The organism is Paenibacillus sp. MCAF9 (assembly GCF_052114265.1).
Taxonomy (GTDB): Bacteria; Bacillota; Bacilli; order Paenibacillales; family Paenibacillaceae; genus Pristimantibacillus.
On the sequence record NZ_JBFREL010000001.1, the window covers coordinates 391,913 to 413,639 of the forward strand.

General features: G+C 43.1%; 25 protein-coding genes. 21 read left to right on the forward strand and 4 right to left on the reverse strand.

All coding sequences use genetic code 11. From position 1 onward, the window contains the following. Positions 1-36 precede the first annotated feature (36 nt). The 10 genes from rpiA to AB4Z45_RS01865 all read left to right on the forward strand — a co-directional run bounded on the left by rpiA (position 37) and on the right by AB4Z45_RS01865 (position 11,088). The gene (gene rpiA, locus AB4Z45_RS01820; RefSeq protein WP_441907628.1) at positions 37-699 is read left to right on the forward strand and encodes a ribose-5-phosphate isomerase RpiA; all 663 of its coding nucleotides are present in this window, start codon (positions 37-39) and stop codon (positions 697-699) included. Between the two features lie 82 nt (positions 700-781). Continuing rightward, positions 782-2,353: an ABC-F family ATP-binding cassette domain-containing protein gene (locus tag AB4Z45_RS01825; protein WP_441907629.1), complete on the forward strand. Its 1,572-nt coding sequence runs from the start codon at positions 782-784 to the stop codon at positions 2,351-2,353. Positions 2,354-2,556: 203 nt separating this feature from the next. Beyond that, positions 2,557-3,696, forward strand: coding sequence for an acyl-CoA dehydrogenase family protein (locus AB4Z45_RS01830; RefSeq protein WP_441907630.1), 1,140 nt, complete (start codon positions 2,557-2,559; stop codon positions 3,694-3,696). Between the two features lie 13 nt (positions 3,697-3,709). After that, positions 3,710-4,882 (forward strand): acetyl-CoA C-acetyltransferase, encoded by a 1,173-nt coding sequence (locus AB4Z45_RS01835; RefSeq protein WP_441907631.1) that lies wholly within the window; start codon positions 3,710-3,712, stop codon positions 4,880-4,882. Positions 4,883-4,898: 16 nt separating this feature from the next. Further along, positions 4,899-5,762 carry a 3-hydroxybutyryl-CoA dehydrogenase gene (locus AB4Z45_RS01840; protein WP_441907632.1) on the forward strand — a complete coding sequence of 288 codons (864 nt, stop codon included), beginning with the start codon at positions 4,899-4,901 and terminating at the stop codon, positions 5,760-5,762. A gap of 23 nt (positions 5,763-5,785) precedes the next feature. Then, on the forward strand, positions 5,786-6,934 hold the full coding sequence (locus tag AB4Z45_RS01845) for an acyl-CoA dehydrogenase family protein (protein ID WP_441907633.1): 1,149 nt from the start codon (positions 5,786-5,788) through the stop codon (positions 6,932-6,934). Positions 6,935-6,956: 22 nt separating this feature from the next. Further along, on the forward strand, positions 6,957-7,856 hold the full coding sequence (gene prpB, locus AB4Z45_RS01850) for a methylisocitrate lyase (protein WP_441907634.1): 900 nt from the start codon (positions 6,957-6,959) through the stop codon (positions 7,854-7,856). After that, complete coding sequence (gene prpC / locus AB4Z45_RS01855; protein WP_441907635.1) at positions 7,846-8,967, forward strand: bifunctional 2-methylcitrate synthase/citrate synthase; 1,122 nt, start codon at positions 7,846-7,848, stop codon at positions 8,965-8,967. The genes prpB and prpC overlap by 11 nt, the downstream gene beginning before the upstream one ends. A 23-nt stretch (positions 8,968-8,990) precedes the next feature. Beyond that, entirely contained in the window at positions 8,991-10,433 is a 1,443-nt protein-coding gene (locus AB4Z45_RS01860; protein ID WP_441907636.1) for a bifunctional 2-methylcitrate dehydratase/aconitate hydratase, read from the forward strand. 145 nt (positions 10,434-10,578) lie between these two features. Beyond that, on the forward strand, positions 10,579-11,088 hold the full coding sequence (locus AB4Z45_RS01865) for a hypothetical protein (protein ID WP_441907637.1): 510 nt from the start codon (positions 10,579-10,581) through the stop codon (positions 11,086-11,088). Positions 11,089-11,219: 131 nt separating this feature from the next. Here the strand turns inward: AB4Z45_RS01865 and AB4Z45_RS01870 are convergent, their stop codons facing one another. Both AB4Z45_RS01870 and AB4Z45_RS01875 read right to left on the reverse strand, forming a co-directional pair. Beyond that, positions 11,220-12,044, reverse strand: a complete 825-nt coding sequence (locus AB4Z45_RS01870) for an alpha/beta fold hydrolase (protein ID WP_441907638.1) — start codon at positions 12,042-12,044, stop codon at positions 11,220-11,222. A 99-nt stretch (positions 12,045-12,143) separates the two neighbouring features. Then, positions 12,144-13,046 carry a YihY/virulence factor BrkB family protein gene (locus tag AB4Z45_RS01875; protein WP_441907639.1) on the reverse strand — a complete coding sequence of 301 codons (903 nt, stop codon included), beginning with the start codon at positions 13,044-13,046 and terminating at the stop codon, positions 12,144-12,146. 152 nt (positions 13,047-13,198) lie between these two features. Here AB4Z45_RS01875 and AB4Z45_RS01880 point away from each other — a divergent pair, with 152 nt between their 5' ends. Next, the gene (locus AB4Z45_RS01880) at positions 13,199-13,606 is read left to right on the forward strand and encodes a TerB family tellurite resistance protein (protein WP_430059109.1); all 408 of its coding nucleotides are present in this window, start codon (positions 13,199-13,201) and stop codon (positions 13,604-13,606) included. An 86-nt stretch (positions 13,607-13,692) separates the two neighbouring features. Here AB4Z45_RS01880 and modA read toward each other — a convergent pair whose 3' ends face one another. Beyond that, entirely contained in the window at positions 13,693-14,535 is an 843-nt protein-coding gene (gene modA, locus AB4Z45_RS01885) for a molybdate ABC transporter substrate-binding protein (RefSeq protein WP_441907640.1), read from the reverse strand. Between the two features lie 158 nt (positions 14,536-14,693). On the opposite strand from modA, the gene AB4Z45_RS01890 reads away from it, so the two are divergent. From AB4Z45_RS01890 to AB4Z45_RS01900, 3 genes are all read left to right on the forward strand, one after another. Next, positions 14,694-15,644, forward strand: coding sequence for a substrate-binding domain-containing protein (locus tag AB4Z45_RS01890; RefSeq protein ID WP_441907848.1), 951 nt, complete (start codon positions 14,694-14,696; stop codon positions 15,642-15,644). A gap of 54 nt (positions 15,645-15,698) precedes the next feature. Continuing rightward, positions 15,699-16,511, forward strand: a complete 813-nt coding sequence (locus tag AB4Z45_RS01895; protein WP_441907641.1) for a GNAT family N-acetyltransferase — start codon at positions 15,699-15,701, stop codon at positions 16,509-16,511. A gap of 72 nt (positions 16,512-16,583) precedes the next feature. Next, positions 16,584-17,225 carry a Bax inhibitor-1/YccA family protein gene (locus AB4Z45_RS01900; RefSeq protein ID WP_441907642.1) on the forward strand — a complete coding sequence of 214 codons (642 nt, stop codon included), beginning with the start codon at positions 16,584-16,586 and terminating at the stop codon, positions 17,223-17,225. Between the two features lie 32 nt (positions 17,226-17,257). Here AB4Z45_RS01900 and AB4Z45_RS01905 read toward each other — a convergent pair whose 3' ends face one another. Beyond that, positions 17,258-17,437, reverse strand: a complete 180-nt coding sequence (locus tag AB4Z45_RS01905; protein ID WP_441907643.1) for a hypothetical protein — start codon at positions 17,435-17,437, stop codon at positions 17,258-17,260. A gap of 147 nt (positions 17,438-17,584) precedes the next feature. On the opposite strand from AB4Z45_RS01905, the gene AB4Z45_RS01910 reads away from it, so the two are divergent. The 7 genes from AB4Z45_RS01910 to AB4Z45_RS01940 all read left to right on the forward strand — a co-directional run bounded on the left by AB4Z45_RS01910 (position 17,585) and on the right by AB4Z45_RS01940 (position 21,433). Next, entirely contained in the window at positions 17,585-17,743 is a 159-nt protein-coding gene (locus AB4Z45_RS01910) for a hypothetical protein (RefSeq protein WP_441907644.1), read from the forward strand. Positions 17,744-17,935: 192 nt separating this feature from the next. After that, positions 17,936-18,514 carry a sulfurtransferase TusA family protein gene (locus tag AB4Z45_RS01915; RefSeq protein ID WP_441907849.1) on the forward strand — a complete coding sequence of 193 codons (579 nt, stop codon included), beginning with the start codon at positions 17,936-17,938 and terminating at the stop codon, positions 18,512-18,514. Positions 18,515-18,575: 61 nt separating this feature from the next. Then, positions 18,576-19,700 carry an MBL fold metallo-hydrolase gene (locus tag AB4Z45_RS01920; protein ID WP_441907850.1) on the forward strand — a complete coding sequence of 375 codons (1,125 nt, stop codon included), beginning with the start codon at positions 18,576-18,578 and terminating at the stop codon, positions 19,698-19,700. Positions 19,701-19,715: 15 nt separating this feature from the next. Next, a complete protein-coding gene (locus AB4Z45_RS01925) occupies positions 19,716-19,943 on the forward strand; it encodes a sulfurtransferase TusA family protein (RefSeq protein WP_339209356.1) in 228 nt (75 codons plus the stop codon). A 30-nt stretch (positions 19,944-19,973) separates the two neighbouring features. Next, the gene (locus AB4Z45_RS01930; protein WP_441907645.1) at positions 19,974-20,456 is read left to right on the forward strand and encodes a DsrE/DsrF/DrsH-like family protein; all 483 of its coding nucleotides are present in this window, start codon (positions 19,974-19,976) and stop codon (positions 20,454-20,456) included. A 75-nt stretch (positions 20,457-20,531) separates the two neighbouring features. Further along, a complete protein-coding gene (locus tag AB4Z45_RS01935) occupies positions 20,532-20,798 on the forward strand; it encodes a metal-sensitive transcriptional regulator (protein ID WP_076265957.1) in 267 nt (88 codons plus the stop codon). A 71-nt stretch (positions 20,799-20,869) separates the two neighbouring features. Next, the gene (locus AB4Z45_RS01940) at positions 20,870-21,433 is read left to right on the forward strand and encodes a manganese efflux pump MntP (RefSeq protein WP_441907646.1); all 564 of its coding nucleotides are present in this window, start codon (positions 20,870-20,872) and stop codon (positions 21,431-21,433) included. Positions 21,434-21,727 lie beyond the last annotated feature (294 nt).

Consider the following 21,727-nt stretch of genomic DNA (forward strand, 5'->3'; position numbering starts at 1 on the left):
ACAAAATACGATTGATTAAGTGAAGGAGCTGTATAAATGGACTCAAAAAAATTAGCCGCCGAAAAAGCTGTCGAGTTTCTTAAGGACGGAATGGTCGTGGGATTAGGAACAGGATCAACCGCTTATTGGGCGATTCAAAAAATCGGCCAAAAAGTAAAGGAAGGCCTATCGATTAAAGCAATTGCTACGTCGAGAGCTTCTGAAGAGCTTGCGATAGAGCTTGGCATTACAATGCTTCCATTCGCAGAGATTGAGCAAATTGATGTGACAATTGACGGCGCAGATGAAGTAAATAACGAATGGAACTTAATCAAGGGCGGAGGAGGCGCGCTGCTCCGAGAGAAAATCGTAGCTGCCGCCAGTAAGCAGCTAATTATCATCGTAGATGAAAGCAAGCATGTCGGGCAATTGGGACGTTTCCCGCTCCCGGTAGAAATCGTTCCGTTTGGTTACGAAATGACAATAAGAAAACTGCGTAATCTTGGAGCTGAGACGAGTATTAGAACGAAAGAAAATCAAATGTTTGTAACGGATAATGGCAACTATATTGTAGATTGTCAGTTTGGTACTATTTCGCAAGCAGAACAGCTGGAACATACATTGAATCTCATCCCTGGTGTCGTCGATAACGGTCTGTTTATTGGTATGGCAACGAATGTCATCGTAGGTTATGCCAATGGTACAGTGAAGCTGCTGTAAATGCTGTCTAATAGATGTATGCTTCACTTAGCTTGACACATCACCCGAAAGTGGTTTACAACCATATACAGAGGTGAGCGACATGAGCGTCATTCGGTTGGAGAACGTAACGAAAAAGTATGAAGATACACTTATTTTTCGAGATATTTATTTTCGTATAAACAAAGGGGAACGAATCGGTCTTATAGGCCGTAACGGCGCAGGAAAATCGACCGTATTTAAACTTATTTTAGGCAGAGAAGAGCCTACGGCAGGGAAGGTAGAGGTTGATCCGAAGGTCAAGGTGAGCTACTTCTCACAGTTCACAGAGCTGAGCGGCAATCGTTCCGTCAAACAAGAGCTGGAGCTTTGTTATGAGCATATTTGGAGCATCGAACGCGAGCTTCAGGAAATCGGAGAAAAGCTTGGTACTACCGTTGATGCTGATGAAATGGATCAGCTGCTGAATCGTCAAGCAGATCTCTTCGAGCAGATGGAGCATCATAATGGCTGGAATGCTGCTGTAGAGATCGATACCGTACTCACTAAGCTTGGATTTGATGAGCAATCGCGTCAACAGCCTATCGATCAATTGTCAGGCGGCTGGCGCAACCGCGCCGCACTAGCCAAAATGTTAATTGAGCTGCCTGACGTCGTACTTCTTGATGAGCCGACGAACTTTCTAGACCTCGAAGGTCTTGCTTGGCTGGAGCAATGGTTAAATCGCTTTAGCGGCACAATGATTTTGGTATCTCATGATCGGCAGTTTATTGACCGGGTAGTGACTCGTACCATTGAGATTGAAAATTATCATTTTCAAGAATACGAAGGCAATTATACCGATTATATTCGGAAGAAGAAGCTGCGCAAAAAAGAACTTGATCGGCAGTTCGAATGGGAAGAGGAGCTTCTGCTTATGGAAGCGGAGGAAATCGACAACCGTTCGAGCAGGAAATCTTCCAAAGATCGTCTGTCGCGGAAGCTGGCAGATATGAAGAAAAGAGTAGAGCCGCATCCTGTAAACGTTCTGATTACTGATATTTATGAAAATTTGCGTTTTCCAGACAACTTATGCACTGTCGATGCAATAAGCAAAAACTATGCTGAGCGTGTTATCTTTCAAGATGTCAGCTTTGATATCCAGAAGGAAGACCGGATTGCTATTATCGGTTCAAATGGCAGCGGAAAATCCACTTTAATTAAAGTGCTAACAGGACAAGAACCGGCTGATTCAGGTGCCGTGCAGTTTAGCAAAGGCGTAAGCTACGCCTATTTCAATCGCATGTGGGACGAGCTCGATCAGAAGGATACGGTAAGCCATGCAGTAAACATCTATGGCCTTGGACTTAATGCCCCTCGCAAGAAAGTGAATAAGTTTCTTTCTATGCTGCAGTTCTCGGAAGCAGACCTTCAAAAAGTGATCGGAAGCTTATCCGGCGGACAACAGGCACGTGTGGCACTCGCAAAATGTTTGCTGTCCGGCGCCGAACTAATCATTTTGGATGAGCCTACCAATCATCTGGATTTGACCAGCATTCAGGTGATGGAGCAGGCGTTAATTCATTTCCCTGGAGCAGTACTCACCGTAAGCCATGATCGTTTCTTCATTGATAAAATCGCTACAAAGCTGCTGACCTTCGAACCGGGTGGAGTAATTACTCAACAAAGTGTATAGCTCACAGCAAAACATAGTATAAGCCAACCTAATGGGGTTGGCTTTTTTTTGTTTATCCGAGCTCAAATGTTAAAGATAAGCTGCATATATGGCGGGAGATCGAAGTCATGTTTCAGCGGTCTGTCTTCATATACTACGATACGTGCGGATACCGTCGAACATTGTCCACTAACCATGCCTCGTCTAAGAAGGAGTGGAGTGAGATGCAATTTTCTATATCCGATGAGCTGGAAATGACTCGCGCAGTGTTAAGGGAATTTACAGAAAGCGAGGTTGCAACTAGAGCAGTCGAACGTGATGAGAAGGAGCAGTTTGATCGATCATTATTTGACCAATTGGCTAAGCTTGGCATAACAGGCATACCTATTGATGACTTAAATGGCGGTGCCGGCAGCGATTGGATGACTTTCATTATTGTAATAGAAGAACTGGCTCGTGTCTGCGCTTCTACAGCTGCTCAGCTTGCCGCCCATACGGTTTATGCTGCTATGCCGATTTTCACTTTTGGCGGCGACGCTTTAAAAGCTTTGTATCTTAAGGACCTCGCAAAAGGTGCAAAGCTGGGTGGATGCGCTCTGCCATCGACAGTAGTGGGGAACGAGGGATTGAGCAGCAGCATTTCAGCACGTCGACGAGGAGATCACTGGGAGTTAAGCGGCGAGCATACATGTGTCATTCATGGAGATTTTGCGAATTATTGCATTGTTATTGCAAAGACGGAGTTAGAACGAAAGAAATCGCCATGTACAGCATTTTTAATAGAAACGAGTAAAGCTGGATGGCAAATAGGGCAGCGAGTAAGAACGATGGGATTGCGTTCTTTCCACATTTCAAATGTGAAGCTGGATAAATATGAGTTATCTGAGACAAACAAAATCGGAAAAGATGGTCAAGGGTTTGAAATCATTTTGAATTCCATCGATATCGGGCATTTGAGTGCAGCTGCGCAATCCATTGGCATTGCCCAAGGAGCTTTTGAGGCTGCAGCTGCCTATGCCAAGGAGCGCAAGCAATTCGGTCATTTAATTGGAAAGCAGCAAGGCATCTCTTTCAAGCTTGCAGATATGGCAACTCAGCTGGAAGCAGCCAGACTTCTCGCTTATCAAGCGGCGTGGCGCAAGGATGAAGGCTTAAGCTTTGCAAAGGAAGCCGCCATCGCGCGTAAGTTCGCGGCAGAAATGGCTGTTGCCGTTGCGATTGAGGCTGTACAAATATTTGGCGGTTATGGCTATATGCAAGAATATCGGATGGAACGTTTTTTAAGGGATGCAAAATGTGTGGAAACGGGGCTTGGTATGGGCGGGATGGAAGTGGATTGCATCCATCGGATGCTGAAGGAGTAGGAGGTATATCACCATGCGCCAGACCGTTATTATAGGAGGGAAACGAACAGCATTCGGAAAGCTAGGCGGCATGTTCAAAAATGAGAAAGCCGTTGATCTGGGCGCTGCCGTAATTAAAGGAGCCATGCAGCAAGCAGGCATACACGCAAGTCAAGCTGATGCCGTCATGATGGGACTGGTGCTTCAAGCAGGCTGCGGTCAAAATCCAGCTCGACAAGCTGCCATTCTTGCCGGGATCGATTGGAGCGTTCCAGCGGAAACGATTAACAAAGTTTGTGCTTCGGGCTTGCGAGCCATCTCTATGGCAGATCAGGTCATACGTGCTGGAGATGCAAACATAATATTAGCTGGTGGAATGGAGAGCATGAGTCAAGCCCCATTTGCTGTTCGAACGGCTAGATGGGGAAACAAGCTGGGAAATGCCGAACTGACGGATTTATTGATTCATGATGGTTTGCTTTGTCCTTTCGAAGATGTACTGATGGCTGTTTATGGCAACAAAATTGCATCAGATCATAATATTAGCCGAATGGAACAAGATGAATGGGCATTAAGGAGTCATGACCGAGCGAGCACTGCGGCAAATCTGCGATTATTTGAGGATGAAGTTGAGCCTTACTACACTTCTGCAAACGCTATCTTGGCCATCGACGAAGGACCACGTTTTAATACGGATTTGTCGAAGCTTGCGCTGCTAAAACCGATTCATGGTCCGAGCGGTACGATTACGGCTGGGAATGCTCCTAGTGTGAATGACGGCGCCGCCGCTATGCTCCTCATGTCGGAGGAAGAAGCGATACGAGGCGGACACAAGCCGCTTGCCAAAATTATCGGACATAGCACCATTGGTGCGAGTGCTCCTAATTTAGCTGCTGCGCCAGCGCTTGCAATCCAAAAGCTATTGCGAAAAACGGGCATTCCTTTAAAAAACATTGATTTATTTGAGGTGAACGAAGCATTTGCCTCCGTCATCCTAAGCTGCGGGAAAATAGTAGGCTGGGATGAGGAGAAGGTCAATGTAAATGGCGGTGCGATTGCGCTTGGACATCCAATCGGTGCAAGCGGCGCAAGAATTTTACTCACTTTAATTTACGAACTTAAGCGCCGCGGCGGCGGTTTAGGCATTGCTGCCATCTGCAGCGGCGGAGCCCAGGGTGATGCCATGCTCATTCAGGTGGAGGGCTAAGGCAAAGGGGGTGCTCATGATTATCCAAACCGTTACAGTAATTGGAGCTGGACAAATGGGCAGCGGAATTGTACAGACATTAGCGCAAAATGGGTTGCAGGTAACACTTTACGATATTGAGCAAGCTGCCGTGGCAAGGGGGATTGCCACAATTAATTCTTCGCTGGCTCGACTTGCTGCCAAAGGAAATATTAGCGAGGCTGATCGAACTCAGACCATAAAATCCATTATACCTTCGACAGACTTAATGTGCGCCAATCGCTCTGATCTAATAATTGAAGCTGCGCCAGAGAATATAGCGATGAAAAAAGCGCTTTTTGAGAAGCTTGATCAAATTTGTCAACCAAATGCCATTTTGGCTACCAATACGTCCTCGTTATCGATTACAGAGATAGCTTCAGCAACAAAAAGAGCATCGCGTGTAATCGGCATGCATTTCATGAACCCCGTACCTATTATGCCATTAGTCGAAATTATTAAAGGACTTGAGACTTCGAGTGATACATTTGAAAAAATAAAAGCATTGACACACACAATCAAAAAAACGTCGATTGAGGTTCAAGATTTCCCTGGCTTTGTCTCCAATCGAATTCTGATGCCTATGATAAATGAAGCGATTTACACGGTGTATGAGGGGGTCGCTAAGCCTGATGCTGTAGACCAAGTGATGAGGCTTGGCATGAACCATCCGATGGGTCCGCTTACGCTTGCCGACTTTATTGGACTCGATACTTGCTTAGCTATCATGGAGACACTGCAGGCCGGATTCGGCGATTCAAAGTATAGACCATGCCCGCTGCTGCGCAAATATGTGCAGGCTGGCTGGCTAGGCAGGAAAGCAGGACGCGGCTTTTATGTGTACTCGAATGAGAAGGGATAGGTATATCCGAAGGGAGACGGGCGATGGAACTCCGACTTTCAAAGGAACAGTTAGAGCTGCAACAAGCAGTACGACGTTTTGCAGAGACAGAAGTAGCCAGCGTTGTGCCGATCATGGAGCAACTTGATCAATTTCCCACCCTTCTCATTGAAAAACTATCACAAGCAGGATTTATGGGCATTCCAATTCCTAAGCAATGGGGAGGAGCAGGCTGCGATTTTATTTCCTACATTGCTGCGGTTAACGAAATATCAAAGATAAGCGCGGCGCTTGGCGTCATCTTGTCCGTTCATACTTCGGTTTGCACTTTGCCGATCCTGCATTATGGTACGCAAGCTCAAATATCAAGATATGTTCCCGAGCTTGCTTCGGGTGAGCGCTTAGGCGCGTTCGCTTTGACAGAGCCTCACGCGGGTTCGGACGCATCCTCTATTCGAACAACAGCAGTATTAGACGGAGAATATTATGTTCTGAACGGATCAAAGGTATTTATCACGAATGCCGGCGCAGCCAATGTTTATGTTGCATTTGCAGTGACTGATGCAAGCAAAGGGGCATACGGCATTACCGCTTTTATTATTGAAAGTGAAACAAAAGGGCTAACGATCGGAAGAAAAGAAAAAAAATTAGGTTTGCACGGATCGAATACTTGTGAGCTTATATTTGATCAATTAAGGATACCCGTTTCCCATAGACTTGGCGAAGAAGGCAAAGGCTTTTCCATAGCCAAAGGCTCCCTTGATGGCGGACGTATCGGAATCAGCGCCCAAGCGCTCGGAATTGCGCAAGCTGCGCTAAACATTCTAAATGACCGCTTCCAACCGAAGGCTGCAATGTTGATAAAGCCAGATCAGAAGGCAATGCATCAGCAAGTTAAACTCGCTGGCATAACAGCTAAAGTAGAGGCAGCGAGATTGCTCGTTTATCGCGCGGCGTATTTGCATCAGGAAGGTTTGCCTTGTACGAAGGAAGCATCCATGGCCAAAATGTTCGCATCTGATACAGCAGTTGCAGTGACTAGCCAGGCTATGCAAATGCTCGGATCAGACAGCTGCCTGCAAGGATCAACGATAGAACGACTGTTCCGAGATGCGAAAGCCACTCAAATTTACGAGGGAACGAACGAAATTCACCGAATCGTTATCAGCGGCAAAATACTCAAATCATTATGATTTCTAAAAAGGCGGTGGCGAGATGGGTCATACTCCCGGAGCGCGATTTCGCGAGGCGCTTCAAGTCGAGAAGCCTTTGCAGATCGCAGGCGCTATTAATGCCTTTTCGGCAATGATGGCGGAAAGAGCAGGGTTTCGCGCTTTGTATTTATCTGGTGCAGGTGTTGCTAATGCGTCGTTCGGTCTTCCTGATCTTGGGATTACAACGCTGCAGGATTGTCTTGAGGATGTAAGAAGAATAACGAGTGTTACAGAGCTGCCACTGCTCGTAGATGTGGATACGGGCTTTGGAGGAGCTTTCCAAATTGCGCGAACGATTAAGCTGATGAACCGTGCGGGAGCCGCCGGCGTTCATATTGAAGATCAAATCATGGCTAAACGCTGCGGGCATCGCCCTAACAAAGCAATCGTAAGCAAGGAGGAAATGGTTGATCGGATTAAAGCAGCTGCAGACGCAAGAGAAGATGATCAGTTTGTCATTATGGCTCGCACGGATGCGCTTGCGGTTGAGGGATTAGAAGCTGCAATTGAACGGGCATGCGCATGTGTGGAGGCCGGAGCAGATATGATTTTCCCTGAGGCAATAACAAAACTTGAGGATTATCAAGCCTTTGCTGATGCGGTGAAGGTTCCTATACTCGCAAACATTACGGAGTTCGGGCAAACTCCGCTGTATACGCTAAAAGAGCTTGAGCATGCAGGTGTCAGCTTAGCTCTTTATCCGTTATCTGCCTTTCGCGCAATGTCAGCAGCAGCTCTTCATGTCTATGAAACGATAAAACAAGAAGGAACACAGAAAAATGTCATAAATGTTATGCAAACTAGAGCAGAGCTTTATGATTTCCTCGATTATTTGAGCTACGAAGAGAAGCTGGATCAGCTTTATGGAGTCAAAGAGGAGGAGAACCGTCATGACAACTAAAAAACAAGGCGGTCTCGCCGACGTTATAGCGGGACAGACCTCGATTTCGACAGTCGGGAAAGCGGGAAAGGGCTTAACCTATCGAGGTTATTCGATTGATGATCTCGCCCTTCATGGAAGCTTTGAAGAAACTGCTTTTTTACTGTTATATGGAGTACTGCCAAGTGATGTCCAGTTAAAAGATTACAGGGAGAAGCTTGCGTCTCTTAGACAACTGCCAGCAGGTGTATTGAACATATTGGAGCAGCTGCCGAGCAGCACACACCCAATGGATGTGCTTCGTACGGGGGTTTCGGCGTTAGCTGCGTTCGAACCAGAAAATGAGGAGCGTGACGCTTACCACATCGCTGATAGATTAATAGCCTGCAGCGCCTCTATTTTATTATATTGGTATCATTATCAGAAGAGTGGGAGAAGGATTGATACAGAGACCGATCAACAAAGTGTTGCTGGACATTTTCTGCAGCTGCTTCATGATCAACGCCCGAACGAGCTTCATGAGAAAGCTTTTGATGTTTCACTTGTACTGTATGCGGAGCATGAATTCAACGCTTCTACATTTGCAGCACGTGTTACTGCATCTACTTTATCAGATATGTATTCCGCCATTACGACTGGCATCGGCACACTCCGCGGACCTCTTCACGGTGGTGCCAACGAAGCCGCGATGGAGCTGATTGAACAATTCGGCAGCGTGAGCGAAGCCGAGATCGGGATTAGACAAATGCTGAAGGACAAAAAATTAATTATGGGCTTTGGACATCGTGTTTATTCTGTATCTGACCCACGATCCGATATTATTAAATACTGGTCAAATAGACTCTCTGCAGGGGCTGAGAATTCAATCATTTATCCAATTTCCGAGTCTATAGAGAAAATAATGCTGCAAGAGAAAAAACTATTTGCTAATTTGGATTTTTACAGTGCGTCAGCCTATCGATTTATGGGCATTCCAACCTCACTTTTTACACCGATCTTCGTTATTTCTCGTACCAGCGGCTGGGCTTCCCATATCATTGAGCAACGTGCAAACAATCGAATCATTCGTCCAAATGCTGATTATATAGGCTGTGATTTGCTGCCTTGGCTGCCTATCGAGCAACGATCCTAAATGAGGAGGAGGATGCGAAACGAATGTCCACTTTAATGAGTAATGATAGGCCAAAGCCGGATCAAGTGTTGGTTGATATTGCACAATATGCTGCCAATTATAGGATAACTAGCGAAGAAGCTTACAATACCGCTCGCTATTGTCTCATCGATACGCTTGGCTGCGGGTTGTTAGCGCTTAGGTATCCCGAGTGCACGAAGCTGTTAGGCCCGACCGTACCGGGAACTCTTGTTCCGAATGGAGCTCGTGTTCCTGGAACTTCGTTTCAGCTTGATCCGATCACTGCTGCATTTAACATTGGATGTATGAACCGCTGGCTCGATTACAATGATACTTGGCTTGCAGCGGAGTGGGGCCATCCATCAGATAATCTTGGAGCTATACTAGCTGCTGCGGACTATGAAAGCAGGAAAAACATAGCCGAGGGCAAACCGCCGTTTGTCATGAGAGATGTGCTTACGGCTATGATCAAGGCGCATGAAATTCAAGGCATTCTTGCACTTGAAAACAGCTTTAACCGCGTAGGGCTCGATCATGTTATTCTCGTAAAGATTGCCTCAACTGCTGTAGTGACTGCGCTGCTAGGCGGGACGACAGATGAAATTATTGATGCTTTATCCAATGCGTGGATTGATGGTCATCCGCTTCGTACTTATCGTCATTCGCCAAATACAGGTTCGAGAAAGTCATGGGCAGCCGGCGATGCCACAGCTCGCGCGCTTAGGCTTTCATTGATGGCGCTAAAAGGAGAGATGGGTTATCCCGCTGCACTAACTACGCCGGAATGGGGATTTTATGATGTGCTGTTTAAAGGGAATTCCTTGTCCATTAAACGGGATTTTGAAGCTTATGTCATGGAAAACGTATTGTTTAAAATATCTTTCCCCGCTGAATTCCATGGCCAAACCGCGGTGGAGGCTGCTATCTTGCTGCACCCGAGTGTGAAGGACAGATGGCATGAAATTGATAAAATAATCATTACTACACATAAGTCCGCACTGCGAATTATCGACAAAACAGGACCGCTCCATAATCCCGCGGATCGTGACCATTGCATTCAATATATGGTTGCAATTGGTCTGATTCATGGACATTTAACTGCCGATCATTATGAGGATGATTATGCAAGTGACAGTCGTATCGATGAGCTTCGCAAGAAAATGGTTACGACTGAAGATATCACTTACTCACATGATTATTTGGATGCTAATAAACGCTCGATTGCCAATGCCATTCAAGTGTTTTTCCAAGACGGAACATCCTCTGAGAAGATCGAGATTGCGTACCCAATAGGTCATCGGCGCAGACGTCAGGAAGCCATACCGCTTCTGTTTGCGAAGTTTGATGCCAGTTTGAAGAGCAGGTTTCCATCCAAGCAAATACAAGCGATATTAGAGCTTTGCCAAGACCAAAACGTATTAGAGAACACGCCCGTACAGCAGTTTATGGAACTATTTGTTATTTAGGTGAATGCCTGCGTACAGCGCAGGTTTTTCTTTTTAAAATCTATTTTTTTTGTAGCTTTTCTGTAACTTTCTGCACCCCCATTTCGTTATATTGTATAAGTAAGCCGAATAAGAATATATACCATATAGAAGGAGCGTCTGCGCTATGAAAAAATATGTATTGATCGCAACTGTTGCGATAGCTTGTCTCACGGCCTTTAGCTTTGCGCCGGCGGGAGGCCGTGAATATACACCGGTAGAACAAACACCGGATATGATAACTGGCTACGTTGCAATGACAAAAGGGGAAAATAATCATTACACATTATCTATCGACCAAATCGATTGGTACGAGGGTGATGCAGCGACAAAGATTTTCCTTGAGCGTGAAAAGGATTCTGGGCTAGATGCCCCGCCAGATGGTTATTACATTGAGAATGATGATGAAACCTTGCGTGACTTACCGATAGCCGATAACGCTGAGGTGCTTATGCAAATCTATAATCGAACGGGCAATATTAATGATGCAGATATTGTTTGGAATGAACCGATTTCAGTTAAAAAGTTTATTGAACTCATCAATACGGAAGACGACTTCGATATGAAGAGCTTTCCTTATCATATGACGATCAAGAACGGGGAAATCGTACGCATCGTCCAGCAATTCGTTCCTTAAATAACCTTTTACAATTATGAGAGAAAGCAACACAACAAGCGCGTGCCGATATTAAATCGGCACGCGCTTTTTATGTTTCACTTGATGCTTTTGAAATAACTTTTATATTTTCTTCATTCTGATTTATCCGTTTAATCTCGTCCAGCTTCATAAATACGATGAGCAAGCATCTCAGGATGCGTCTTTGCTGTTGACATATGATCGCCATGACCTTGGATATATCGGAACAAGCCAAGTCGATTGGACATATGCGGATGCCATCCATATTCGCTGTTGTACTGTGGAAGAACATTATCCTCCGTTAAAAAAATATAACTTTTCGGCATATTCAAGCTATAAAATACTTTAAGATCGAGTTTTTCGTAAAAAGGTTTTGCTGGTTCTGGACTTACCATACTGTACATTTTCTCCGCTAAGCCGAGGCTTGCCAAATTAACAAATGTTTCACGAAACAGCGAAAATGGCAGCATGATCGTATCATCCTTCGAGTTTTCCCTAAGCTGCTGGAAACTAGCTTTTACTGGGGCTGGGAATTCATCGGCGACCATTTCACCGTCGTTTAATACAAAAGCATCCAAAAATACGAGCCTCCTAATACGCTCTGGAATGAGCTCTGCAACCTTTTGGATGACGGAGCCTCCGAAGCTGTGACCCACAAGTATGATTTGCTGAAGATTTCTTGACGCAATAGAAGCAGCTACAGAATGACTTATCATTTCATGAGTGACGTTTTTATTAGGATCTGCACCATGCCCAGGATATTCAGGCGCGAACACGGTATGGCCCATACTGGTTAATTCATAACCGATGCCATTCCAAAAGCTCGCATCCGCCCAGGAGCCATGAACGAGAACAAAAGTGAGCGGCTGTTCGCTCTGCATCAATCTTACACTGGTTGCGAAAACATCCGAGTATGGATATGCGTAGTTAATCGTGTTTTGTTCAATTTGATACATGCAGCATTACTCCTCAAAATCAGATTGTTCAGCATATGCCTATAATCCATTTAAGGTTAATAATCGCCCAGTATTTGTACAAGGCTGTAAATTTCCCACTTATGTTATCGTTTTAATATCCTTATTCTGATTAAGCGGAATGCGAAAACGATGTCTAGCCGAGTTATTGGGTGGAATTTTGCTTTTTGCTGAAGCAAGCGTAGCATTGATTTCACCGCCAAGCATGATGAGGATAGAGCTAATGTAGAGCCAAATCAACAGGATGATTACTCCGCCAAGACTGCCGTATGTTTTCGAATAGTTGCCAAAATTGTTCATATAAAACTGAAAAACAAGCGAAGTCGCAATCCAACCAAACGTTGCAAATAAAGCACCTGGCACAGCTTCTTTTAAGCTCAGCCTTCTGTTAGGAACAATCCAATAAAGCAAGGAAAAGGCGGCTGTCATTGCGGAAATTGGTATTACATACTTCAATACATTCCAAATCCATTCGAATCCATTTGGATAATCAAGCCACTTAAATAAGTATTCGCCAATAGCTTTACCGAAAATAAGCGTAACCATGACCAAAACAATAACGACGACTAAAAAAATGGTTGATAGCAGTGAAATACCGCGTACCTTCCAAAACGGCCGCTTTTCCTCAACATCGTACGCTTTGTTCAACCCTTTTAAAATCGCATTAATACCGTTTGAAGCAGACCAAATTGTTGCAATCATACCGAATGACAGCAGTGTTCCGCTGCTGTTATCTACAACTTCAGCAAGAATTCCGCTAATTGTATCACTTGCCTCTGCAGGTAGAAGGCGAATAAACTCTGCGATCACGCTATCGCCAGACATTTCGATAAAGCTAAGCAAGCTTACCATAAATATAAGAAAGGGGAAAAACGATAAGATCAAATAATACGTCAGCTGTGCGCCAAGCGCAGGCACATCATCCTCACGAAAACGGCTGTATAAGCATTTTATAAATTGCATCGTGTTGAATTTTTGTTTCATGAAGACCACCATCCTTTTGATATAAAACTAAACAAAATAGTAGGCTACAAAACATTTAATGAAATAGAAAAGATAAGCAGCAAGTAGGAAATAGTCAAATCATGTCGAATAAGAGTATGAGTAAATATTTTCGAATGAAGGGAGTGGACCTTATGTTTTTACATTTTCTACAAACCAAGGAGCAAAAAGAAGCATTTCTCGAATTAGCACATCTTGCAGCAAATGCTGATGGGTTCATTCACAAGAAAGAACAAGGATTTCTTCAATCGTATATGCAAGAGATGGATATGCAGCAAGCCGTAATAAGCTTTTCATCCGAAAAGCAGTTAGCAGATATACTAGGAAATATTAATGATGATCATGTAAAAAAAATCTTTTTCGCAGAAATTCTGCTTCTCATATTCGCTGACGGCGACTACAATGACGATGAAAAAGAGTTAACAAAGGATATGAAAGAGCTTCTTAATCTAGACGAAGAAACTTGTGAATCCATTAAAAACTGGGTTATTCGTATGGATCAGCTCAAAATTGAAGGCCTTAAGCTTATTTTAAACCCCTAATAAAATAGCAGACATAAGCAAAAAACCTCCGTTCTTCCCAGTGGAAGAATAGAGGTTTTTTTAAGTACTGCTTTTTCTTACATGCATTATGGCTTCGAAAAACCGAATTTTTCAAACACAGCCATTGCCTCTGCCGTTTGAAGATAATCATAAAATTGCTTCGATTCTGGAAGATGCTTTGTTGCTGTAACGATACCAATCGGATAGGTGATCGGCGTGTATGTTGCAGGATCAACGGTAAGGACAATATTGACTTTATCTGATGTTAAAGCGTCAGTCTTATAAACAAAACCCGCGTCTGCATTGCCTGTTTCAACGTACTGAAGAACCTGACGGACATCCTTCGCTTGAACAACCTTCGGTTGCAAGCTATCCCATAGCTTTGCTTGTTCCAAGGCTTCTTTCGTATAGCTTCCAGCCGGTACGCTCTCTGGGATGCCAATTGCAATCGTTTTGACATCAGCGTTCAACAGATCATTAACCTTTGCAAGCTGCGTTTTTGACGTTTTTGAAGTGACGAGCACGAGACCATTAGAGAGGAGATTGGTTTGGCTATCCTCAGCAATCAGCTTCGCATCTACTAGTGACTTCATGTTTTTGGAAGCAGCTGAGAGGAAAAGGTCCGCAGGCGCACCATTTTCAATCTGCTTCTGAAGAGCGCCTGAAGCGCCAAAGTTAAAATTCAGTTTTACATTAGGGTGAATTACCTTAAATTGTGTTTCAATTTCCTTTAACGTATCCGTTAAACTTGCAGCTGCCGAAATCGTTAAATCAACATTTTCAGCAGGTGTTTCCGTGCTAATTGCTGTTACTTCTGGTTGATTGGTGGAGCTTTGTTGATTCGTTTGATTCGAACCACAGGCCGTTACAACGACCATAAACATAACCAAATACAATAAAACATAGCTTTTTTTAAGAAAATTAATCATTTAATACCCTCTTTCGTTATGTTTAGATATAAATAGATATAATCCATTTTCCGATTATAAGGTGAAGGAAATAGATTTGTAAAGCGAATCACCACAGTATTTCCGTTGTTTATGCTACAATAATGATTACTGCATACAATCCTTAAGAGGTGATTAACATATCTGAAAATATTTCCTATACGACAGAGGAAATCTCTAAGCTGCTCAAAATATCCAAATTAACCGTTTATGATCTTATCAAAAAAGGGGATTTGGCCTCATACCGAGTAGGTAAACAAATGAGAGTGGACGCTTCTGATTTAGAAGCCTATAAGCAGCGCTCGAAGGGGAACCAGCAAAGCTTGCGTGACGCTTTAATTGTTCAACCAGATGCTGCAAGCACAGCACGCCACAGCCTTGGGGCTCGCTCCATTGTCATCACAGGACAAGACATCAGCCTCGACATACTCGGAAGGCATATTGAGAAATATACACACGCACTGCGCCCACTGCGGTCTAATGCCGGCAGTCTAGATAGTTTGATCTCCATGTATAATGGGCAATCCGATGTCGTAAGCACCCATCTGTTAGACGGCGATACGGGCGAATACAATATTCCGTACATACGTAAGCTGCTCGTCGGTTCGTCATACGTTGTTATTAATCTGCTATCTAGGAAAGCTGGGCTATTTGTCCAAAAAGGGAATCCGCGAAACCTAAAAGGATGGAGCGATCTTGTTCAGCCGGACTTACGTATTATTAATAGAGAAAAAGGCTCCGGGGCTCGTGTATTGTTAGATGAACAGCTTCGATTGCATCGTATTTCGGCACGTGAGCTTCTCGGCTATGAGGACGAACTTACAAATCATTTAGGCGTTGCAGCCAAAGTGGCGGGTGGCGAGGCAGATGTTGGAGTTGGGATAGAAAAAGCAGCAGCGATCGTAAACGGAGTGGACTTTATTCCTTTAGTTAGTGAACGTTATGATCTTGTCATTATGAAAAATTCGGAGAATAGCGATCTCATTAACTTGATTATCGAAATTCTGAAATCCGCTTCATTTCAACAGGAGCTTGCAGCTATTTCCGGCTATGACTTATCACAGACAGGAAATGTTCTTTATGAATGTTAATGCAGATTTCACCTTTCAAATGAATCCCATTATAATGCGCAAGGATGGATGGAGATGAAACTTCCCATTTTGAATGAAGTGTTGATTAAACGAATACAGCAATCAGAAATGGAATATCTTACATCAAGAATTAGTTCCATAGGGGAGAGACTAGGCAATCCTGAAGGAGTTGAGAGTAATCATTATGGCCAAGCTGTAGCTTACTATATAAGAACCATGCCTTGGAGCATTTTTAATTCGGTAAAAGGTTTGGGCGATGAGGACAGCGACAAGCTGGAGGAGATTATTAAGTTTTATAAAGCAAGAGACAGAAGCTTTCAAATTGATTTGGATCCTATAAAATGCACAGCTGCTCTGTTTGGGAAATTGGCAGAGCTCGGTTTTCGACAAAATGGCTTTCATTCTGTTCTTTATGGACTGCCAAGTGAAGATAAACCTGTTTTGCCTCCTCATATCACGATTTCGGAAGTCGTTACAGAGGAGGTGTTCGATCATTATGCTGAAATCCATTGCCTAGGATCAGGCATGTCATTGTCCGATAAACACCATTTTGTTAATAATAATATTGGTTTACTGAATCGAAAAGGGTGGAAAATCTATCTAGCGTATTTAAATGACATACCTGCAGGTGTAGGTGTCATGCATATGAATGAGGATGGAATCGCCTCGTGTGCTCTAGCGGCTACTGCCCCTGCATTTAGAAATCAAGGGCTGCAAACAGCACTATTAAGCAGGCGTCTACATGAAGCGCATCTTGCAGGCTGTGAGCTCGTCGTAGCACAGGCTAGCTTCGGGTCAAGCAGTCAACATAATATGGAAAGAGCCGGATTACATATCGCATGGACGAGATCCATTATGAAAAAATAAAAAGAACATTTTGTATTCATGCTTTTCATGCTATTATTGATCCATAAATATGGATGACAGGAGAAAAATAAGATGAGCTATACACAGTCAAGCGGTTATGGTAAACCGATGCAAAAATTAATGCTAACCTTTTTCTTTGCCTTAATTGTTTCAGTAGGCGGCATGTACATAGGAACAATGCTTCCCAGTGCCGCACGAATCCCACTGTTTATTGTCGAGATTGGATTAATCATTGCCATCATGTTTTTGCGTAAATCAACAGCAATTGGCTACTCACTGATGTACGTGTTTATGATTGTATCTGGTGCAACCTTGCAGTTTTCTTTAAGCTATTATATCGCCTCCATGGGTACATCGGTCGTCATTCAAACCGTTGCCGTTGCTGTACTCGTTTATGCAGGCCTTGCGATCTACGCTACATACTCCAAAGAGGATTTCCGCTTTCTCGGCGGATTTTTGTTCGCATCATTAATTGGGCTCATCGTTATCGGTCTTATGCAATTTATTTTCCCTTTCGGAGGGATGATGGAGACCATTTATGCCGGCTTTGGATTACTCATTTTCATCGGTTATACACTTTATGACTTTAGCCGTATGTCCAAGGAAGGTTTTGAAGACAAAGATATTCCACTGATGATCGTTAATATTTATCTTGATTTGGTTAATATCATTTTGTTCGCCCTACGTTTTGTGAAATCCTTGCTGGATGATTAATCGTTCGTCCTAATTGCCAATAAGGTTAATCTTCATACTTGAGGATTAACCCCTTTTTTTTTACGTGTCAATAACCATCTTTTAATCATTGATTTATCGGGTGAAGCTGCTTTGATATCACAATCAATAAAATCCCCTCTTCGAATTCGCTTATCTAAAGCTTGCTGCTGATCCCTCCATAAACTTTCTGTTACATAGTAATGAAACAACATGATCCATTCCTCCTCTTACCAATCAATGCTTATGCTTCCATTATGCGATCTGAGTCCGTTGGTAAAAAGAGTAGATCTTTCATTGTTTATTTCACCTTTTAATTTTCAGAGCAATGCCCAGTATAGCTTTATCCTAGGAGGAAAGAGATGGGGTTTATAGTCGTTTTACTGCTAACGATGATTGTTATTTTATTATTTGAAATAAACGGAAAGCTGCCTAAAAGAAATCTAAACAAAGATGAATTGAGGCGTGCTTTGAAGAGAGATCAGGAAAGAAGAAAAAGGGATAAAGAAAGAGATTACTAAGAGACCGCTGAATGGCGGTTTTTTTTTTGTGATGCCACGTTGACATCTGCATTTAAAACATGTATATTTTTATCAACGCCTCATACCCATAGGGGTATATGTACGGCGTCATTTTTTTCGCCTTTTTCGATACCCCCATGGGTATGTTGTTCAAATGATTTATTAATAAACGCAAAGGAGGTTCAAGAAATGATGAATCACATTCAAGCAGACAAAACAATAGATTGCAAAGGCTTGGCTTGTCCTATGCCCATCATCAAGACGAAAAAAGCAATGAATGAGCTTCTTTCTGGACAAGTCATTGAAGTAGTTGCTACGGACAAAGGATCTTTGGCAGACATCCAAGGGTGGAGCAGAAATGCGGGGCATCAATACTTAGGTACGCTTACGGAGGGCGAGGTATTGAAGCATTACCTTAGAAAATCCAACCCGAATGAAATAAAAGAAGAAATCAAATATTTGAAGACAATGAACAACGGAGATTTGATGAAGAAGCTTATTTCAAATGAGAACATGATGATTTTAGATGTACGTGAGTCTGCAGAGTATGTTTTTAACCACATCCCTGGAGCCAAATCAATTCCGTTAGGAGAGCTTGATATTCGAACGAGTGAACTCGATCCTGATCAGGAGCTTTATATCGTGTGCCGCACTGGCACCCGCAGCGATATCGCTTGCCAGCTATTAGCTGATAAAGGGTTCAAACTCGTGTACAATGTCTTGCCAGGTATGTCCGAATGGGAAGGACCACTAGAGAATGATGTACAGTAATACCACTCACTCATCATAGTAGGAGGAATACACCGTGAGTTCATCAAACCAGTTAAATGAAATGAGTGCCGGGCAGCTAGCAAAACTTATTTTAAGCAAAAAAGAAGATTTCTTCATCCTTGATGTACGTAGTGAAAGCGACTTTGCGAATTGGAAAATTGAAGGAAGTCGAATAGAGGTTCTCAATATTCCGTACTTTGAACTGCTAGAGGGAGTAGAGGAGATAATCGAACAAATTCCAATAGACAAAAAAGTGCTGGTTGTATGCGCCAAAGAAGGTTCTTCTATATTTGTTGGAGAGCAGCTCGTGGCAGCAGGCAGGTCTAATGTTTATTACTTGAAGGGCGGGATGAAGTCGTGGAGCGAGCATTTGGAGCCCGTAAAAATTGGCGATTTGCGCCAAGGCGGTACTATTTTTCAGTTTGTACGAATGGGTAAAGGCTGTTTGTCCTACATGATCGTATCAGACGGTGAAGCTGCTGTCGTAGATGCCCCTAGAATGACGAATGTGTTGGAGCAATTTGCGAAGGACAATGGGTATCGCATTATGCATACGATAGATACCCATCTTCATGCGGATCATATCTCGGGCGGCCGTAAGCTTGCAGAACAACAATCTGCAACGTACTGGCTTCCTCCAAAAGATGCAGCAGAAGTCACATTTGAATACGCGAAACTTGAGAACGGTCACGATATTGAGGTAGGCAATACCACATTAAAAATACAACCCATTTATTCACCTGGTCATACGATCGGCAGTACATCATTTATAGTAGATGATCAGTATTTGCTAACTGGTGACATTTTATTTATTGAATCCATTGGACGACCAGATCTAGCTGGACTCGCTGAAGATTGGGTTGGTGATCTTCGTCAAACGTTATATAGTCGTTATCCGGATTTGTCTCAGGATTTAATTGTACTTCCAGCACACTTCGGCAAGTTCTCGGAGCTTGGAGAAGATGGGCGGGTAGCAGCTGTTTTATCCGATGTATATAAAAACAATACAGGCTTGCAAATATCGGATGAAGCTGCGTTTCGCAGCATGGTGACCAACAATCTGCCGCAGCATCCGAACGCTTACCAAGAAATACGCCAAACGAATATGGGGAAAATCACACCTGACGAAGAAGAGCAGCGCGCAATGGAAATCGGCCCCAATCGTTGTGCCGTTCACGATAATTAAAGGAGGATATGAATAATGAAAGCTGATCTAATCGTTGATACCAAAGGGCTAGCTTGCCCGATGCCAATCGTAAAAGCAAAAAAAGCACTGGATGGATTGAAGCCTGGACAATTTATGGAGGTATTATCAACCGATAAAGGTTCTTTAAATGATTTTACGGCTTGGATTAGAAAAACAAACCATGAACTCGTGCAGCATACGGAAGAAAACGGCGTGTTCACATTTCTAGTGAAAAAAATTTAACTGAATTTTATTATGGAGAGGAGAACATATATGGAAGCTGTAACTGAAAAAACAACGATTGTCCTCTTCAGCGGGGAACTTGATAAAGCGATAGCTGCTTTTATTATTGCAAATGGAGCAGCTGCGTATGATCACGAGGTAACTATATTTTTCACCTTTTGGGGACTAAATGCTTTGCGCAAGGATGAAGCAGTCCATACCAATAAAGGGCTTCTTGAAAAAGCCTTTGGCTGGATGATGCCAAGAGGACCGCAAAAATTAGGCTTATCCAAAATGAATTTTGGCGGTATGGGACCAAAAATGATTAAGCATGTTATGAAGAAGCATAATGCGTTATCTCTGCCGCAGCTCATAGAACTTGCGCAGGAGCAAGGGGTTAAGCTTATTGCGTGTACAATGACAATGGATCTTCTTGGTTTGCAGCGTGAAGAGCTGATCGATGATATTCAACTTGCTGGTGTAGCCGGTTACTTAGGCGACGCCACCGATGCAAAAGTGAATTTATTTATATAATCAATGAAATGATACTCTTTTTTGGTTTATAATATACCCATACATGTACACGTTATCGAATGGGAGGTTAAGAACATGGCATATGTTTATACCGATGAAATGAAAACACGTCTAAGAAGAATAGAGGGTCAGGTTCGAGGCGTATTGAGATTGATGGATGAACAGCAATCCTGCAAGGACGTAGTGAGCCAGCTGTCAGCAGTACGTAATGCAGCAGATAAAGCAATGGCCCAAATTGTTGCGGAAAACCTTCATCAATGTATTATTGAAGAACAGTCTGCTGGCGGCGATACGAATAAGCTGGTTAAAGAAGCGATTGAGCTGCTCGTGAAAAGTCGGTAAAAGAACACAAGCTTAATAACCTTCTCTAGCATACTCTACTTAGTAGAATGGATGGTAGAGGAGGTATAGTTATGCATTTAATTTCAATCATTCTCATTGGACTGGCTTCTAATATTGATAATTTAGGAATTGGTGTATCCTTTGGCACGCGATCAACAAAAATTCCAATTGTTTCAAACTTGTTTATTGCCATATTGGCCATGGCTGCAGCATATTTAGCCATAACAATGGGTCACCTTATATCTGGTTTTATGAGTCAACAGCATGCAGATTTAATTGGTGGTTCTGTCATCATACTTCTAGGTCTTTGGAGCATATTGCCTAAACAGAGGACAAGGGTTGCAACAAGTCCATTACGTGCGACAAGTGATCCGGAAAGATCTATTACATGGCAGGAAACGATCTCATTAGGTTTTGCTTTATCATTAAATTGTATTGCTACAGGATTTGGAGCAGGTGTTAGTGGTGCGTCACCGATAATGACTGCAATTTCAGTTGGAATATTTTCACTGATAACCGTTGCTGTCGGATTGCGGATTGGACATGAGATTGCTAGAACATGGTTAGGTAAATATTCTACGCTCATCGGCGGTATGATACTCATTGTAATAGGCCTTTTGGAGATTTTATTGTAATTGATCGATAACAAAAAATAAGCGAACACGGTAGAGCGTGTTCGCTTATTCTAAGACGTCATATATAATTCTTACACCTAGGGAGCTGTAATTTTCTTCTTTGTAATGTCCATGCTCACAATACTTGGTGCTGGACAAGCTTTCATTGATTGACAGCAAGGGTTCATTGCAGGTCGGGCACTTATCTTCAAATATTTTTTTGAAAATACTTTTCATTTTATAAATACCTCATTTCACATGAAGTTACTTGGTTTTAATTATACCTTACTTATTGCATTCCAACAAGGAGAGTTT

Coding starts and splice junctions, on each gene's coding strand:
- AB4Z45_RS01870 (WP_441907638.1), bottom strand. CDS start 12,044: ATGTATCAAATTGAACAAAACACGATTAACTACGCATATCCATACTCG.
- AB4Z45_RS01905 (WP_441907643.1), bottom strand. CDS start 17,437: ATGTTGTTTCATTACTATGTAACAGAAAGTTTATGGAGGGATCAGCAG.
- AB4Z45_RS01900 (WP_441907642.1), top strand. CDS start 16,584: ATGAGCTATACACAGTCAAGCGGTTATGGTAAACCGATGCAAAAATTA.
- AB4Z45_RS01865 (WP_441907637.1), top strand. CDS start 10,579: ATGAAAAAATATGTATTGATCGCAACTGTTGCGATAGCTTGTCTCACG.
- AB4Z45_RS01935 (WP_076265957.1), top strand. CDS start 20,532: ATGGCATATGTTTATACCGATGAAATGAAAACACGTCTAAGAAGAATA.
- AB4Z45_RS01830 (WP_441907630.1), top strand. CDS start 2,557: ATGCAATTTTCTATATCCGATGAGCTGGAAATGACTCGCGCAGTGTTA.
- rpiA (WP_441907628.1), top strand. CDS start 37: ATGGACTCAAAAAAATTAGCCGCCGAAAAAGCTGTCGAGTTTCTTAAG.
- prpC (WP_441907635.1), top strand. CDS start 7,846: ATGACAACTAAAAAACAAGGCGGTCTCGCCGACGTTATAGCGGGACAG.
- AB4Z45_RS01845 (WP_441907633.1), top strand. CDS start 5,786: ATGGAACTCCGACTTTCAAAGGAACAGTTAGAGCTGCAACAAGCAGTA.
- AB4Z45_RS01860 (WP_441907636.1), top strand. CDS start 8,991: ATGTCCACTTTAATGAGTAATGATAGGCCAAAGCCGGATCAAGTGTTG.
- modA (WP_441907640.1), bottom strand. CDS start 14,535: ATGATTAATTTTCTTAAAAAAAGCTATGTTTTATTGTATTTGGTTATG.
- AB4Z45_RS01910 (WP_441907644.1), top strand. CDS start 17,585: ATGGGGTTTATAGTCGTTTTACTGCTAACGATGATTGTTATTTTATTA.
- AB4Z45_RS01930 (WP_441907645.1), top strand. CDS start 19,974: ATGGAAGCTGTAACTGAAAAAACAACGATTGTCCTCTTCAGCGGGGAA.
- AB4Z45_RS01915 (WP_441907849.1), top strand. CDS start 17,936: ATGAATCACATTCAAGCAGACAAAACAATAGATTGCAAAGGCTTGGCT.
- AB4Z45_RS01895 (WP_441907641.1), top strand. CDS start 15,699: ATGAAACTTCCCATTTTGAATGAAGTGTTGATTAAACGAATACAGCAA.
- AB4Z45_RS01880 (WP_430059109.1), top strand. CDS start 13,199: ATGTTTTTACATTTTCTACAAACCAAGGAGCAAAAAGAAGCATTTCTC.
- prpB (WP_441907634.1), top strand. CDS start 6,957: ATGGGTCATACTCCCGGAGCGCGATTTCGCGAGGCGCTTCAAGTCGAG.
- AB4Z45_RS01835 (WP_441907631.1), top strand. CDS start 3,710: ATGCGCCAGACCGTTATTATAGGAGGGAAACGAACAGCATTCGGAAAG.
- AB4Z45_RS01875 (WP_441907639.1), bottom strand. CDS start 13,046: ATGAAACAAAAATTCAACACGATGCAATTTATAAAATGCTTATACAGC.
- AB4Z45_RS01920 (WP_441907850.1), top strand. CDS start 18,576: ATGAGTGCCGGGCAGCTAGCAAAACTTATTTTAAGCAAAAAAGAAGAT.
- AB4Z45_RS01940 (WP_441907646.1), top strand. CDS start 20,870: ATGCATTTAATTTCAATCATTCTCATTGGACTGGCTTCTAATATTGAT.
- AB4Z45_RS01925 (WP_339209356.1), top strand. CDS start 19,716: ATGAAAGCTGATCTAATCGTTGATACCAAAGGGCTAGCTTGCCCGATG.
- AB4Z45_RS01825 (WP_441907629.1), top strand. CDS start 782: ATGAGCGTCATTCGGTTGGAGAACGTAACGAAAAAGTATGAAGATACA.
- AB4Z45_RS01840 (WP_441907632.1), top strand. CDS start 4,899: ATGATTATCCAAACCGTTACAGTAATTGGAGCTGGACAAATGGGCAGC.